Origin of the sequence: Embleya sp. NPDC056575 (assembly GCF_042793325.1) — a bacterium.
Taxonomy (GTDB): Bacteria; Actinomycetota; Actinomycetes; order Streptomycetales; family Streptomycetaceae; genus Embleya.
Genome location: NZ_JBHTVA010000005.1, coordinates 25880 through 39444 on the forward strand (window position 1 = coordinate 25880; position 13565 = coordinate 39444).

Here is a 13565-nt window from a genome sequence, read left to right on the forward strand (position 1 = left end):
GCCGATGGAATCCACCGGAAGCGAGGGCGCCCGGGAGAATCCCTGGGCCTGGCAGGCCGGCCGGAACCCCTACCGGGGCACCGCCTTCCAGATCCTGGACCTGGATCCGGACCTGATCGGCCGGGCGGCGATCAAGGCACAGGTGCGCAAGCGGCGACAGCGGATCACCCGAAGCGCGGACCGTTTCCCGGTGCACGGCCGGGTGCTCGCCCCGGCCGAGGTGAACGCGGCCGAGGAGAGCCTGACCGACCCGGCCGGGCGGCTGGCGGCCGAACTGCTCACCCACCGACCCGAGCGGCCCGGCCCCGATCCGGCCGAGTTGGCCGAGGAGTTCGCCGAGACCGAACCCCCGGAGTCGGCCGGGCCGCCGAGGATCGGGATCGACCGACGTGTGCTCGCGGGCCTGGTGCCGCCGCCGGCGCCGCGCGAGTTCGTACCGTTGTGGACGGAAGAAGGGGCGCACTGATGGCAGCGACACCCGAGCGGGGCCCCCTCGGGGCGGATCCACCGGCGGATGCGACGGGTTCGCCCGATCGGGCCGGCTCGCCCGCGTCGAAGGCGTCGACCGGATCGACCACGGCGACCCCGTCGACCGGTCCCGTCGATCCGTCCGAGTCGGCCGCTCTCGCCGCGGACCACGCGGACCCGATGGCGATCACCGAGAGCGAGCGCGCGGTGCCGGAGCACGCGCTCGACCCGCCGTTCGCGCTGGTCTACGACGTGGTGCGGCGAACCGCGCGCGAACGCGAGGCCGGGCGCGAGGAGATGCGCAAACGACTGGAGTCCACCCACGAGCGGTACACCGGCCTGGCCGCCGACGCCGCGGTCGCGCTGCACGAGTTGCGCGGCTGCCTGGACGGCGAGCCCGCACCGGCCGTACTGGCCTCGATCGCCCGGCGATTCGCCACGGCGCTCGACCGCGCGGGCGTACGCTTCGACGATCCCGTGGGCGAGGCGTACGCCGCGGTCGGCCGCCGGGTGGACGTCGCGCACGCCCCCGACAGCGGCGACGAGGCGGCGATGATCGTGGCCAGGACGCTGCGGCCCGGAGTACTCCTCGACGACGGCGAGGTGATCCGCCGCGCACAGGTCGTGCTCGGCTTCGTACCCACCCCGGCCGAACGCGAGGCCGCCCCCGGGCGGACCGACGACCGGGAAACCCCCGCGGCACCGCGCCCCGAACCCTCGAACGAGCCGAACTCCGAAGGCGGTAGCACCAGATGAGCATCGTGGTCGGTATCGACCTCGGCACGACCAACTCGTGCGTCGCGATCCCCGCCGACGCCGAGGTGCCCGACAAGGAGGCGCTGATCGCCGCCCGTCGGCTGCGCCCGGTCGGCGACTCGCTGATCGTGGCCAACCCCGACCGCTCGCCGACCACCCCGTCGGCGGTGTGGATCGATCCGATCGGTACTCCGATCGTCGGGCAACTGGCCAAGAACAAGGCCCGGTTGCCCGGCGCGCCGCCCGCGATGTTCTTCAAGCGCAACATGGGCACCGACCAGCTGGTCACCGCCGGACACGCGCGGCTGACCCCGCTGGAGGCGTCCACGCACATCCTGCGCCACCTCAAGCAGGTGGCCGAGGAGGTGCTGGGCGTGCCGGTGGAGCGGGCCGTGGTGACCGTCCCGGCGTTCTTCGAGACCCGGGCCAAGAACGAGACCACGCGCGCGGGCCAGGCGGCCGGCCTGGAGGTGGTCGAGACGCTGATCGAGCCGGTGGCCGCGGCGCTGGCGTACACGCACGAGCGGGCCCGCGAGCTGACCGAGCCGCAGACGTTCCTGGTCTACGACCTCGGCGGGGGCACCTTCGACACCTCCGTGGTCACCTGGGACCCCGAAGTCGGCTTCGAGAACCGCTCGTTCAGCGGCGACCGCTACCTGGGCGGATTCGACTTCGACCGGCGGATCGTGTCCTGGATCGCGGCCCAGCTGCCCGAGTACGATCTGGCGATCGACTCGGAGAACCCCGCCGACGGCAAAGTGGAGGCGCAGTTGCTCTCGGTCGCCGAGGGCGCCAAGCACGACCTGTCGCGCTACCCCGAGACCGAGATCGTCAGCCAGTACTGCGAGGACCGGCGCGGCACCCCGATGAACATCGGACTGCCCATGCGCCGCGAGGAGTTCGAGGAGATGATCGCGGATCGTATCCGCGGCACCCTGGACGACTGCGACCGCGCGCTGGCCCGCGCCGGGATGACCGCGGCCGACCTGGACGAGATCGTCATGGTCGGCGGCTCGTCCCGGATCCCGCTGGTGGCCTCCATGCTCACCGAACACTTCGGACGCGGGCCCCGGCTGCTCAACCCGGACCTGTGCGTCGCGCTGGGCGCGGCGCTCAAGGCGGCGAACGTACCGAGTCGCAGCGGCCATCTGGAACTGGACCGCCCCGAGGCGCTGCCGCCGGAGACGGACATCGGCGGCCGGGTCCTGGCCGGCCCCGACCTCGGCTCGCCGGCCGCCGCGCAGTTGGTGCTGACCTCGGACGACGGCCTGGTGTACCTGACCGAGACGGCCGACGGGGAGGGCCGGTTCCTGTTCGCCGACGTGCCGTTGCGCGAGGGCGAGAACGGCTTCACCGTGCAGGTGTCGGTGCACGGCCGGGAGATCGAGAGCCGGCGTCTGGAGGTGACCACCGACGACAAGCCGCGCTCGGACGCGACCGGCGACGTGCTCGCGCACGACTTCTCGGTCGAGTTGGTGGACGGGCTGCACGCGGTGGTGCGGGCCGGGACGATGGTGCCGTACCGCACCGATTTCCGCCTGGAGACCGCGTCTCACGGGTCCAGCCTGCGGGTCGGCCTGGTCGAGGGCCTGGTGCCGATCGGCGAGGTCTCGATCCGGGACCTGCCCACCGATGTGCCGGTGGGCTCGACCGTCGAGGTGACCCTGGAGTTCGAGACCGGCTGGACGATCCGGGCCGAGGCGCGGCTGCCGCAGGTGGGCGCGGAGGGCAGCGCGGTGATCGACATCCCGCAGCGGACCGTGCCGGGGTGGCCGGAGCTGACCGAGCGGCACCGGCAGGTGGTGACCGGGTGGGCGGAGAAGCGCGACGCGATTCCGCCGGCCGACGCCATCCGGGTCGGCCCGGCGCTGGACCGCCTCCTCGCCGAACTCGCGGAGCTGGTCCGGGAGCGGATCGACCCGAGCAAGACCCACCACAAGCTCCTGGAGGCGGAGACCCTGGTCCAGGGCCTGCGGGTGGCCACCACTGCGGGCAGCGCGCTGAACCCGGTGATCGGCGAGTTCGAGGACAACCTGGCCTTCCTGGCCCGGCTCGCCGACCGGCTGGTGGACCACGACCCGGTCGAGGCGGAGCGCTTCCGAAGCGCGATCCCCGGCCTGCGCGCCACCGGCCGGGCGGCCTACGCGGCGGGCAACAAGATGGACTGGCACCTGGCCAACGAGGCGGTACGGGACCGGATCAACGCGGCCGAGCGCATGCTGCACGGCGGCCGTGCCCCGCAGCAGTTCACCGCCGCCGAGTTCCAGGTCGCGGTGCTCCAGGAGGTGGAGTATCTGCGGCGCTCGATCCAGGAGATGGACCAGGCGTCCGGCGGCCTGCACCGGCTCGACGCGGACGCGTTCCTGCGCGAGTTGGACACGATCGCCGAGGACGCGGCGGAGGTGGACGTCCGGGACGAGGCGGCGGGCAACCGGCGGCTCGTGGAGATCTATCGGGGTCGGATCATGCCGCTGCGGGCCCGGGCGGACCGCTGGATGGAACAGATCCGGGAGGGCTCCCCACACATCGGGTTGCGGCTCCCGAAGAACTCCCTGGAGAAGTGACATGGCGTTCGCGATCACCTGCCCCCTGTGCCGCCGCCGGATCGCCGACCTGACCGGACGCTGCCCGGCCTGCGGCGGCGACCTCGGCGCGCTCGCCGGCCTCGTCGAACTGGCCGACCGCCACTTCAACGACGCGGTACGGGCGGCCCGCCGCGCCCGCTGGAACACCGCCGCCGAACACCTGGCGGTGACCCTCGCCCTCAACCCGGCCGACGCGGAGGCCCGCCAACTCCTCACCAAGGTCCGCTACCACCAGGACCCCAAAACCCTCCCCGACCGCCTGTGGCGCAAGGCCCGAACCCACCTCCCCTACGGCGACCGCCTCCCCCGAACCCTCCCGAAACAAGCCACGGTCCACCACCTCCTGGAGCAGGCAACCCGCCGCTGGTCGACAGCCCGCAAGTTGCCCTGACCACCACGACCCACGGAGCCGCCGGTATCCGAAGCCACCTCCGCAACGTCGGACGAAACGCCGGCCGGGCAAAACTCCAGCCCGGCCGGCGTTTGAGGCCATCTCGGCCGAAGGCCGGGCCATCAAGCCCGTCCGGCGTTTGAGGACGGCAAGCCGACCGGGGCCAACCGTCGACCACCAACCGCCGATCAAGCCACCGATTCGCCGACAGGCCGGCTGCGCCGACCGTCCACCCCCACCGGAACGTCCCCGTCGATCGTCACCCGGTGCAACAACCGCCGCGCCCCGTCGAAGTCGGTGATCACCCGATGCTGGGTCGCCCGGTTGTCCCAGATCGCCACGTCACCCGCCCGCCACCGCCACCGCACGGTGTTCTCGGGCCGAGTGACGTGCTTCCCGAACAGCGCGAGCAACGTCGCCGAGTCCTCGGCGTCGAAGCCCACCAGCCGCTGAGCGAACGCCCCCAGAAGCAGCGCGCGTTCACCGGTGACCGGATGAACCCGCACGACCGGATGCTCCGTCTCGTACACGGTCGACTCGAACAACTCCCGATAGTCCTTCCGCGCCTGGCTGAGCCCATCCGTGTCCGAAGCCACGTAGTCGTACCGATTGCTGTGCACCGCCCGCAGCGAATCGGCCAACGCCGCAAGCGGGGCGGGAAGTTCCGCATAGGCGCTCGCGGTATCGGCCCACAACGTGTCCCCGCCCACGTCCGGCAGGCGTACCGCGCGCAGGATGGAGGCGAGCGGATAGGCGGGAACGAACGTGACATCGGTGTGCCAACGGTCGGCGACCACCCCGTGATCGTTGTCGATCGGCACGATCAACTCGCCCTCGGCGGACGCGGTCGGGTGCCCGATCGGATCGCCGAGCAGCCGGGCGAAGGCGAGTTGGCCCGCGTCGTCCAGGTGGTGCTGGTCGCGGAAGAAGATCACCCGGTGCCGATGCAGTGCGTCCCGGACGGTGTCCACCGTGATCGAGTCCAGTTCGCCGCCCAGGCGAACTCCCTCGACCACGGCCCCGATTCGGGCGGCGACGGGTGATACGGAAACGGTGACAGCGGTCATGAGCGTGGTGTCCCTTTCGGCCTTCGCATGGAGAAAGACGTCATCCGAAGCGGGCGCACGCGGGCACGGACCGCCGAATCCCGCGCATCCACGAGACATGACGACCCATCAACAAACAAACCGAAGCCGGCGCGCGCCCTACCGACAGCGCATACCGGGCGGGACAGGAAGATGCGCGATCCGATGCCGCAGCAGCACAGGCGCGACAACACGCCCGCCGGCGTCGCCGGCGCGTGCCATCCTCGTGACCCCCACACCGAAATTCTCCGGGTGGCCCTCATGGGGGTCAACCTCGGGGACGCGCCCATTCCCGTCCGGGTGACCATCCCGCCACGCACCGCGATTTCGAAAAGGTACGACCTACCATGGGGAGTATGGACCGCGAGGAATTCGACCGACTGACCGCCATCGCCGAGAGCATGCACACGCCGTCCAATTACAAGGTCGAGATCAGTGATGGCACGCTCGTCATGATGACCGGCCCATCCGGCATCCACGAGTTCATCGTGCGTCGCTTGCGCATGCGTATCGAGCAGGGGATCGCCGGGCGGCCCGAGTGGGCGGGGATGGCGGTGCACGGTGGGATCGACGTGTTGGACGATACCAACCTGATAAGGCGCAACCCCGATGTCTGCGTCTTCCCGGAAGACGATCTCATCACCATCGAGAACCACATTCCCGCCGCCGACCTGAGACTCGTCGTCGAGGTCGTGTCACGGTCGAACCCCGAGAACGACTGGGAGGCCAAACTGCGCGACTATCCGCGCATGCGTATCCCGGTCTACCTGATCGTCGACCCGCGCCAGGGCACGATCGTGGTCAATTCCGAGCCCAAGAGCGGCAGGTACACGGCTCGCGCGGCCTACGCGTTCGGCCAGGACGTGCCGTTGCCCGGCTTCGGGTTCGCGGTGACGACGGCGGACTTCCCGACCTACTAGGAACCGCCCTCCTCCAGCAGGCGGCGCAGCAACGCCTCGTCGTCGGTGGACAGGTCGGAGACGAATCGGGCGAGCACGGCCTGCCGGTCGCCCTCCTTGTCCAGCACCTGGCGCATTCGCCGCGCGGCGAGCCCGGCCTCGTCGTACACCGGCGCGTACACGTAGGACCGGCCCGACCTGGTGCGCTGGAGCACACCCTTGTCGTGCAGGCGGGACAGGATCGTCACCACCGTCGTGTACGCCAGTTCGCCGGAGACCCGTGCCTGCACCGCGGCCGCGCCCATCGCCGTGGGCGACGTCCACAGCAGGGACAGGATCTCGGACTCCAACTCGCCGGGGCCACGTCGCGCGGGCGCTCCGCCTGCTCTGCTCTCGGTCACTTCGGCCTCCGGTCAATGGGCACAACGCCCCGGAAGCCTAGTCGCGCGCCGAATACGGTCAACAGGGTCGCCGATTTCGGCCAAACGCTCGTCAGGCGGCGGTGACCAGCGGGTCGCGCACAGGCGCGGGAGGCGCGGGGACCTCGGCCCGGGCCACGAGCACGGCGCAACCCTCCGCGCGCAGCGCCTCGACCAGGACGTCGTGCCGCCGGCCGCGCTCCCGGGCCGGATCGGCGGCGGCCGGCACCAACACGGCCACCCTGCGCTCCGGCAGGCCCCGGACGAACGTCGCCAGCGCCTCGACGAGCCGGTCCCGCTCGTCGAAGACCACACTCAGCGGCGCGTCCACCCCGGCCGCCTCCCACGCCTCCACCACCGCGTCCCGAACAGCCCGTTCGCCGGGGCGCGTCACATGCACCGCGATCGCCCGTCCGCCCATGTCCCTCGCGGCTCCGAGCGCGGCGACGGCGGCGGTGTCCATGCGGACGATCGGCACCACCACGGCCCCCGGGCCGCCCTCGGCGCCCCGGCCACCGGTCCGGCGGAGCGCGACGGTACGACGAATTCCGGGGACCCGGCGCAGCACGGCGAACATGACGGCCTCCTTTCGACCGCCTTCAGCCTCACCCCGAATCGGCCCGTCGGCGCTCGCGTTGACGCGCTCTTGGCGTGCACCATGCCGATCCGAGCGCGTTCCTTACCCTCGCCGTCACCGGCGCCCGGCGCGGACCTCACCCCAGGGGCAGCAGGTTGGCGCGGACGAAGCCGGCCAGCCGGGACTGGTCCAGGCCGCCCTTGTCGGCGCGCACGACGAGGGTCGGATGCGTGCGCGAACGCGGGTTGCCCAGGGTCACGATCGCGACCGGCTCGCGCCAACGCCGTACCGAGTTGGTCGCCTCGTAGTACTCCTGGGTGAACAGCACCGCCTCACCCAGCGGAGTCTGCACCGTCTGGGTCACCGCGCCGGGCGGGACGTCGGCCGCCGTGCGGTACAGGCCGTGCCACCCGTTGCCGGGCGGGCCGCCCGGCGCCTTGCAGGTCACCTCGTTGGACTCGATCGTGACGTCGTCGAGCGCGAGCAGGACCCGATCGCACGGGGTGGTCACGGTCCGCGCGCCCGCATCGGCGCCCCCGGCGGCGCGGACCTCGAAGGCGACCGTGCCGGTGTCCACCCTGGTCGCGTGCGTTTGCACCGGCGGCGCCGTCGACGGGGGCGCCGTCGTCGACGGCGCCGACACCACGAACGGATCGTCCCCGGATCCACCACACCCCGACACCCCGAGCATCACCCCGGCCGCGACCACCGCCCCCACACTCCACCGCCGCACCGCCATCGCCCTGCCCCCTCGTCGTCGGTCCGCGCACCCGCGCGGTCGTACGCACCCGCAGAGTTGACGCGACAGCCCACCGAGGGGTTCCACCCACGAAGCCGGCGGTACGTTCTCGGGATGAGCACTTCTTCCGCGATCGCATCGGCCGAGGAGTGGCCGCGGACCGCCGCCGAGGCGCTGGCCGTGCAGGATCGGCTGCGGCCGACGGTGGACACGGTCGGGCCCGGGCCGCAGCCGGGCGAGGTGCGGCGGGTGGCCGGCCTCGACGTGGCCTACGCCGAGGACTCGGACGAACTGGCCGCCGCCGTCGTGGTGTTGGACGCCCGCACGCACGCCATCCTGGAGCACTCCGTGGTGCACGGCGTGGCGACGTTCCCGTACGTCCCGGGCCTGTTCGCGTTCCGGGAGGTCCCGGCGCTGCTGGCCGCGCTCGAACGCCTCGACGCCGCACCGGAGCTGCTGCTCTGCGACGGCCAGGGGCTGGCCCATCCGCGCCGCTTCGGCCTGGCCTGCCACCTCGGCGTGCTCACCGGCATCCCGGCCATCGGGGTCGGCAAGACGCGGTTCGTCGGCACGTACGAGCCGCTCGGGCAGGCCCGCGGCGAGGCCGCCGACCTGGTGGACGAGGGTGATGTGGTCGGGCGCGCGCTGCGCACCCGCGACGCGGTCAAGCCGGTCTTCGTATCGATCGGCCACGGCGTCGACCTGGACACGGCCTGCGCGCACGTACTGGCCCTGACCCCGCGCTACCGCCTCCCGGAGACCACCCGCCAGGCCGACCAACTCTGCCGCCGGGCACTGAAGTCCCGCCCCGAGGCCCGTTCCTGACCCCCGCCCCGCCGACGCGAAAGAGCCCCCCGAACCGCCTGCGCAAGGCGGTTCGGGGGGCTCTTCGGTCACCGGCTCCCCAAGGGGGGAGGATGGGGAGCCGGCTGCCTGTCGGGAGGGTCGCCCCTCCGGGTCAGTCCGTCGCGATGGCGCGCAGGACGTTCATCCGTGCCGCCCGGAAGGCCGGCATCACCGCGGCCAGCAGGCCGACGATCGCCGCGGCGATCACGATGCCGACGACCGTGCCCCACGGGACCTTGAGCACGTCCAGGCCCTGGTTGGCCAGCAGGCGCTGGGCGCCGATGCCCCACGCCATGCCGAGCGCGAGCCCGACCAGGGCGCCGAACACCGCGATCACCATCGACTCCAGGCGGATCATCCGGCGGATCTGCCGACGCGAGGCGCCGATCGCCCGCATCAGACCGATCTCCCTGGTGCGCTCGACGACCGACAGCGCCAGCGTGTTGATCACACCCAGGATCGAGATGATGATCGCCAGGCCGAGCAGACCGTAGATCAGGTACAGGAACGTGTCGATCTGCTTGCCGATCAGTTCCTTGTAGTCGCTCTGGTCACGCGCCTTGACCTGCGGGAAGGGTTCGAGCGCCGTCTTGAGCGCGGCGCCGACCTTCGTCGCGTCCTGACCACTGGCCGCGTTGATGCTGACGCTCTGGTACTGCACGTTCGGGACGAACTTCTTCATGATCGTGTTCGGGATCACGATCGTCTCGCCCATGCCGATGACGTCGTCGGACTTCTTGCGGATCGCGCCGACCTCGACCGTGGTCTTCTGCCCGTTCGGGAAGGCGAGTTCGATCTTGCCGCCCAGGCCCAGGTGGTGGTCCTTGGCGAAGTCCTCGCCGATCGCCGCCTTGCCCGCCGACATGGCCGCGTCGCCGGTGCCCTGGAGATAGGTGGTCTTGATCGTGCTGTCGATGCCCGGGTCCGAGCCGAGGACGAAGTCCTTCTTGGACTTGCCGTCCGCGGTGATGACCGCGTTGGACAGGGTCGAGGCGACCACCTCGCCGACGCCGGGGGTCTTGCGGGCCGCGTCGACGATGTTCCCGGGGAAGGTCCCGGTCAGCGACTGGATGGTGTAGTCGGAGCCCAGCGACTTGTCGATCTGCTTGTCGAAGGAGGCCGACATCGACGAGGCCGCGACCGCCATACCGCTGACGAGGGCGACACCGATCATGATCGCCGAGGCGGTGGCGCCGGTACGCCGCGGGTTGCGCAGCGCGTTCTCCCGGCTGAGCCGGCCCATCGAGCCGAACAACTTCGGGTACCAGGCGGCCAGCGCCGGGACCACGGTGCGGGCCAGGAGCGGCGCCAACACGATGAAGCCGAGCAGCGTGAACAGCACGCCCAGGCCCACGAATCCGCCACCCTGGCCGCCGCTGGACGAGGTGGCTCCGGCGACCAGCGCGAGTGCGCCCAGACCGAACAGCACCGCGCCGATCACCGAGCGGGTCTTGATCGACTTCTGCGGCGGCGCGCCGGCCTCGCGCAGGGCCGCCATCGGGGCGACCTTGCCCGCGCGGCGGGCCGGGACGTACGCGGCGATCACGGTGACGATCACGCCGACCAGGTAGGCCACGATCGGGGTGGCGGTCTTGATCACCAGGGACGTGCCCTTGAGGTTGATCCCGACCGCGCTGATCAGCGCCTTGAGGCCGACGGCCAGACCGAGGCCCGCCGCCAGGCCGAGCGTCGAGCCGACCACGCCGAGCAGGACCGCCTCCAGGAGCACCGAGCGGTTCACGTCCGCCCGACTCGCCCCGATCGCCCGCATCAGACCCAGCTCACGGGTGCGCTGGGCGACCAGCATGGAGAAGGTGTTGAAGATCAGGAAGACGCCGACGAGGACGGCGACACCGGCGAAGCCGAGCATCGCGTACTTCATCACGTTCAGGAAGCCGCCGAGCTGGTCGTTGGACTCCTTGGCCGTCTCCGCGGCCGTCTTGACCTCGAAGTTCTTCGGGTCGTTGAGCAGCTGCTCCACCCGCTGCTTGAGGTCCTTGTCGGCGACTCCGCCGGCGGCCGAGACCGATACCGAGGTGACGGCGTTCGGGTCGCCGAGCAGGCGCTGCGAGGCGACGGCGTCGTCGAACGAGAGCAGCGCGGCGCCGGGGTTGGTGGCGGTGAAGGTCAGGATGCCGCTGACCTTGAACGCGAACTCGCCGTTCGCCCCGATCGCCCGCAGCTGGTCACCGATCTTGACGTGCTTCTTCTTCGCCGTGTCGGCGTCGATCAGCGCCTCGTCCGGGCCCTTGGGCGCGGCACCGCTGGTGATCTTGACCGGCGTGCGGTCGGTCTCGAACCAGTTGGTGACGATGGTCGGCGCGCCGGAGGACGGGCCCACCGACTTGTTGTTCTTGTCGACGATCGTGAACGACTCGAGGCTGATGCTGCCGTGAGCCTCCTTGACGCCGTCGACCGTCTTGATCTTGTCGATCAGCGACCGCTGGACGACGGGCGTCTCACCGGTGAGCGCGAGGTCGTCCTTGCTGAACTCGGACTTGGGCTTGACCGAGACGTCCGACGCGGTGGACTTGAACAACTCGTCGAAGGTCTTGGTGATCGTGTCGGTGAAGACCAGGGTGCCGGAGACGAACGCGACCGACAGCAGGACTGCCAGGGCGGACAGCACCATTCGGCCCTTGTGGGCCAGGAAGCTGCGGAACGTGGCTTTCAACATGGTGGGGGACTCTCCGCCTGTTTCAGCTGGTCCGGGCACCGTCGAAGCGCTTCATGCGCTCCAACACGGCGTCGGACGTGGGACGCAGCATCTCGTCGACGATTCGACCGTCTGCCAGGAACAGGACCCGGTCCGCGTAGGACGCCGCGTTGGGGTCGTGGGTGACCATCACGATGGTCTGACCGAGTTCGTTGACGCTGCGCCGCAGGAAGGCCAGCACCTCGGCGCCGGAGCGCGAGTCCAGGTTGCCGGTCGGCTCGTCACCGAAGATGATCTCGGGCCGGCTGGCCAGTGCCCGGGCGCAGGCGACACGCTGCTGCTGACCGCCGGAGAGTTCGGTCGGCCGGTGCTTGAGCCGGTCGCGCAGGCCGACGGTCTCGATCACGTTGTCCAGCCAGGCCCGGTCGGGCTTGCGGCCGGCGATGTCCATCGGCAGCGTGATGTTCTCCAGCGCGGTCAGCGTCGGAAGCAGGTTGAACGCCTGGAAGATGAAGCCGATGTTGTCGCGGCGGAGCTTGGTGAGCGCCTTGTCCTTCAGGCTCGTGATCTCCGTGTTGCCGATCCAGCTCTTGCCGCTGGTCGCGGTGTCGAGGCCGGCGAGGCAGTGCATCAGGGTCGACTTGCCGGAGCCCGAGGGGCCCATGATCGCGGTGAACTGACCGCGACCGATCTGGACGTCCACGCTGTCGAGAGCGACGACTCGGGTCTCGCCTTCGCCGTACGCCTTGGTGAGCTGCTGCGCGCGGGCGGCGATGGTGCCCCTGGAGTCCGCGTCGGTCATGGCAGCCGTGGCCGTGGTCACGAGTCTGTCCCCCATGTTCAGGTGAAGGGTGGCGCGCTCCGCTCTTGCAGTGCACTCGATCACCGTAGGGGGGAGGGCGGCGCGGCGAATCCTCTCCAAGGACAGACCTGCTGGTCCTACGCAGGGAGGACCCGGGGTCCGCCAAGCGACCCTTGCCCCTAGGGGAGTCCCGTACCGGTGGGGTAGTCACCGTACGTGTGTGCGCGCGTGATCACGTTGCGTTGATTCTTGTGGTGCCAACGATCCACATGCGGGATGAAGTTTCCCGAATGTCCCATTCACCACGACGCGCGCCCGAAGACGGGGCGCGTCAACCTTGCGGGGGACCCGTGGGTAGGCCGTGGCGCGTGGCGATGCTCGCGCCCACCGCGGCCACCGCCCGGCGCAGACTCGGCGGCGACATCGCCTCCATCTCGACTCCCAGCATGACCAGTTGACCGGTCGCGACCTCCTCGGACTCGGCCCACAGGCGCAACTCGCGCCACCCTCGCGGATCGGGCGGCCCGGCCGTGGCGAACGCGTCCGCGGCGACGGCCGGGCCGAACACCCGGGGCAGCTGCGCGAAGCCGAACGGCGACACCCGGATCACGCAGGCGAACCGCATCAGCGAGCGGGCGAAGTCGTCGTTGTGGTGCGTCCACCACATGCTCAGATCGAAGTCGTCGGGCCGCTCGAAGCGCTCCGGCCGGGTGCTCGCGGCCACCACGCGCGAGACCCGATAGCTGCGGACGTCGACGCGATGGCGGGCGACCAGGTACCAGACGCCGGCCTTGAGCACGAGGCCGAGCGGGTCGAGCCGGCGGGCCACCTCGCGGTCGCGGCGGGCGTAGCGCACGTCGATCCGCCGGCCGGTCCACACCGCGCCCGCGATCGTGGTCAGGTGCGGGACGTCCTCGTCCCGGGCGAACCACCCCGGCGCGTCCAGGTGGAACCGCCGCCGCACCCGGCCCGCCCGGGTGCGCAGGTCGGCGGGCAGGGTGGCCATCACCTTGGTCTGCGCCGCCACCAGGACCGTGTCCAGACCCAGCGCGTCGGCGGCGTGCGGCGCGCCGGACAGGAAGAGCGCGGCGGCCTCGTCGCCGGTGAGCCCGTCCAGCCGGGTCCGCCAGCCCTCGACCAGCCGGATCCCGCCGTGTGGACCGGTCTCGGTCCACAGCGGCACGCCGGACGACTGGAGCGCTGCCACGTCGCGGTAGACGGTGCGTACCGACACCTCCAGCTCGGCGGCCAGCTCGGCGGCGGTCGCCCCGCCGGGTCGGTTCTGCAGGTGCAGCAGCAGTGCCACCAGTCGACCGGATCGCATGACACGAAAACTAACCCG

General features: G+C 71.1%; 13 protein-coding genes. 6 read left to right on the forward strand and 7 right to left on the reverse strand.

Translation table 11 applies throughout. From position 1 onward, the window contains the following. Positions 1-4: 4 nt before the first annotated feature. From ACFRCG_RS04920 to ACFRCG_RS04935, 4 genes are read left to right on the forward strand one after another with little or no spacing between them, the layout of a single operon-like run. Positions 5-466, forward strand: a complete 462-nt coding sequence (locus ACFRCG_RS04920) for a hypothetical protein (RefSeq protein ID WP_380028860.1) — start codon at positions 5-7, stop codon at positions 464-466. After that, a complete protein-coding gene (locus ACFRCG_RS04925) occupies positions 466-1224 on the forward strand; it encodes a hypothetical protein (protein WP_380028863.1) in 759 nt (252 codons plus the stop codon). Before ACFRCG_RS04920 ends, ACFRCG_RS04925 begins: the two co-directional genes overlap by 1 nt. Continuing rightward, positions 1221-3788, forward strand: coding sequence for an Hsp70 family protein (locus tag ACFRCG_RS04930; RefSeq protein ID WP_380028865.1), 2568 nt, complete (start codon positions 1221-1223; stop codon positions 3786-3788). Before ACFRCG_RS04925 ends, ACFRCG_RS04930 begins: the two co-directional genes overlap by 4 nt. A gap of 1 nt (position 3789) precedes the next feature. After that, entirely contained in the window at positions 3790-4200 is a 411-nt protein-coding gene (locus ACFRCG_RS04935) for a hypothetical protein (RefSeq protein ID WP_380028867.1), read from the forward strand. 188 nt (positions 4201-4388) lie between these two features. On the opposite strand, the gene ACFRCG_RS04940 is transcribed toward ACFRCG_RS04935, so the two are convergent. Continuing rightward, a complete protein-coding gene (locus tag ACFRCG_RS04940) occupies positions 4389-5267 on the reverse strand; it encodes a TauD/TfdA dioxygenase family protein (protein WP_380028869.1) in 879 nt (292 codons plus the stop codon). A 374-nt stretch (positions 5268-5641) separates the two neighbouring features. Here ACFRCG_RS04940 and ACFRCG_RS04945 point away from each other — a divergent pair, with 374 nt between their 5' ends. Then, positions 5642-6205, forward strand: a complete 564-nt coding sequence (locus ACFRCG_RS04945) for a Uma2 family endonuclease (RefSeq protein WP_380028871.1) — start codon at positions 5642-5644, stop codon at positions 6203-6205. Here the strand turns inward: ACFRCG_RS04945 and ACFRCG_RS04950 are convergent. The 3 genes from ACFRCG_RS04950 to ACFRCG_RS04960 all read right to left on the reverse strand — a co-directional run bounded on the left by ACFRCG_RS04950 (position 6202) and on the right by ACFRCG_RS04960 (position 7919). Further along, entirely contained in the window at positions 6202-6585 is a 384-nt protein-coding gene (locus ACFRCG_RS04950; protein ID WP_201260864.1) for a BlaI/MecI/CopY family transcriptional regulator, read from the reverse strand. The genes ACFRCG_RS04945 and ACFRCG_RS04950 overlap by 4 nt on opposite strands. A gap of 91 nt (positions 6586-6676) precedes the next feature. After that, positions 6677-7180 (reverse strand): hypothetical protein, encoded by a 504-nt coding sequence (locus ACFRCG_RS04955; RefSeq protein ID WP_380028872.1) that lies wholly within the window; start codon positions 7178-7180, stop codon positions 6677-6679. Positions 7181-7316: 136 nt separating this feature from the next. Next, complete coding sequence (locus ACFRCG_RS04960; protein WP_380028875.1) at positions 7317-7919, reverse strand: hypothetical protein; 603 nt, start codon at positions 7917-7919, stop codon at positions 7317-7319. 114 nt (positions 7920-8033) lie between these two features. Here ACFRCG_RS04960 and nfi point away from each other — a divergent pair, with 114 nt between their 5' ends. Beyond that, positions 8034-8744, forward strand: a complete 711-nt coding sequence (gene nfi, locus ACFRCG_RS04965; RefSeq protein WP_380028877.1) for a deoxyribonuclease V — start codon at positions 8034-8036, stop codon at positions 8742-8744. 133 nt (positions 8745-8877) lie between these two features. Here the strand turns inward: nfi and ACFRCG_RS04970 are convergent, their stop codons facing one another. The 3 genes from ACFRCG_RS04970 to ACFRCG_RS04980 all read right to left on the reverse strand — a co-directional run bounded on the left by ACFRCG_RS04970 (position 8878) and on the right by ACFRCG_RS04980 (position 13547). Further along, the gene (locus tag ACFRCG_RS04970; RefSeq protein WP_380028879.1) at positions 8878-11442 is read right to left on the reverse strand and encodes an ABC transporter permease; all 2565 of its coding nucleotides are present in this window, start codon (positions 11440-11442) and stop codon (positions 8878-8880) included. A gap of 22 nt (positions 11443-11464) precedes the next feature. Continuing rightward, on the reverse strand, positions 11465-12223 hold the full coding sequence (locus ACFRCG_RS04975) for an ABC transporter ATP-binding protein (RefSeq protein WP_380029212.1): 759 nt from the start codon (positions 12221-12223) through the stop codon (positions 11465-11467). Positions 12224-12554: 331 nt separating this feature from the next. Continuing rightward, positions 12555-13547 carry a helix-turn-helix transcriptional regulator gene (locus tag ACFRCG_RS04980; protein ID WP_380028881.1) on the reverse strand — a complete coding sequence of 331 codons (993 nt, stop codon included), beginning with the start codon at positions 13545-13547 and terminating at the stop codon, positions 12555-12557. Positions 13548-13565 lie beyond the last annotated feature (18 nt).

Bases quoted from the DNA above. Each gene is read 5' to 3' on its own strand.
- ACFRCG_RS04940 (WP_380028869.1), bottom strand. From the start codon at position 5,267: ATGACCGCTGTCACCGTTTCCGTATCACCCGTCGCCGCCCGAATCGGG.
- ACFRCG_RS04960 (WP_380028875.1), bottom strand. From the start codon at position 7,919: ATGGCGGTGCGGCGGTGGAGTGTGGGGGCGGTGGTCGCGGCCGGGGTG.
- nfi (WP_380028877.1), top strand. From the start codon at position 8,034: ATGAGCACTTCTTCCGCGATCGCATCGGCCGAGGAGTGGCCGCGGACC.
- ACFRCG_RS04930 (WP_380028865.1), top strand. From the start codon at position 1,221: ATGAGCATCGTGGTCGGTATCGACCTCGGCACGACCAACTCGTGCGTC.
- ACFRCG_RS04920 (WP_380028860.1), top strand. From the start codon at position 5: ATGGAATCCACCGGAAGCGAGGGCGCCCGGGAGAATCCCTGGGCCTGG.
- ACFRCG_RS04955 (WP_380028872.1), bottom strand. From the start codon at position 7,180: ATGTTCGCCGTGCTGCGCCGGGTCCCCGGAATTCGTCGTACCGTCGCG.
- ACFRCG_RS04945 (WP_380028871.1), top strand. From the start codon at position 5,642: ATGGACCGCGAGGAATTCGACCGACTGACCGCCATCGCCGAGAGCATG.
- ACFRCG_RS04925 (WP_380028863.1), top strand. From the start codon at position 466: ATGGCAGCGACACCCGAGCGGGGCCCCCTCGGGGCGGATCCACCGGCG.
- ACFRCG_RS04970 (WP_380028879.1), bottom strand. From the start codon at position 11,442: ATGTTGAAAGCCACGTTCCGCAGCTTCCTGGCCCACAAGGGCCGAATG.
- ACFRCG_RS04975 (WP_380029212.1), bottom strand. From the start codon at position 12,223: ATGACCGACGCGGACTCCAGGGGCACCATCGCCGCCCGCGCGCAGCAG.
- ACFRCG_RS04935 (WP_380028867.1), top strand. From the start codon at position 3,790: ATGGCGTTCGCGATCACCTGCCCCCTGTGCCGCCGCCGGATCGCCGAC.
- ACFRCG_RS04980 (WP_380028881.1), bottom strand. From the start codon at position 13,547: ATGCGATCCGGTCGACTGGTGGCACTGCTGCTGCACCTGCAGAACCGA.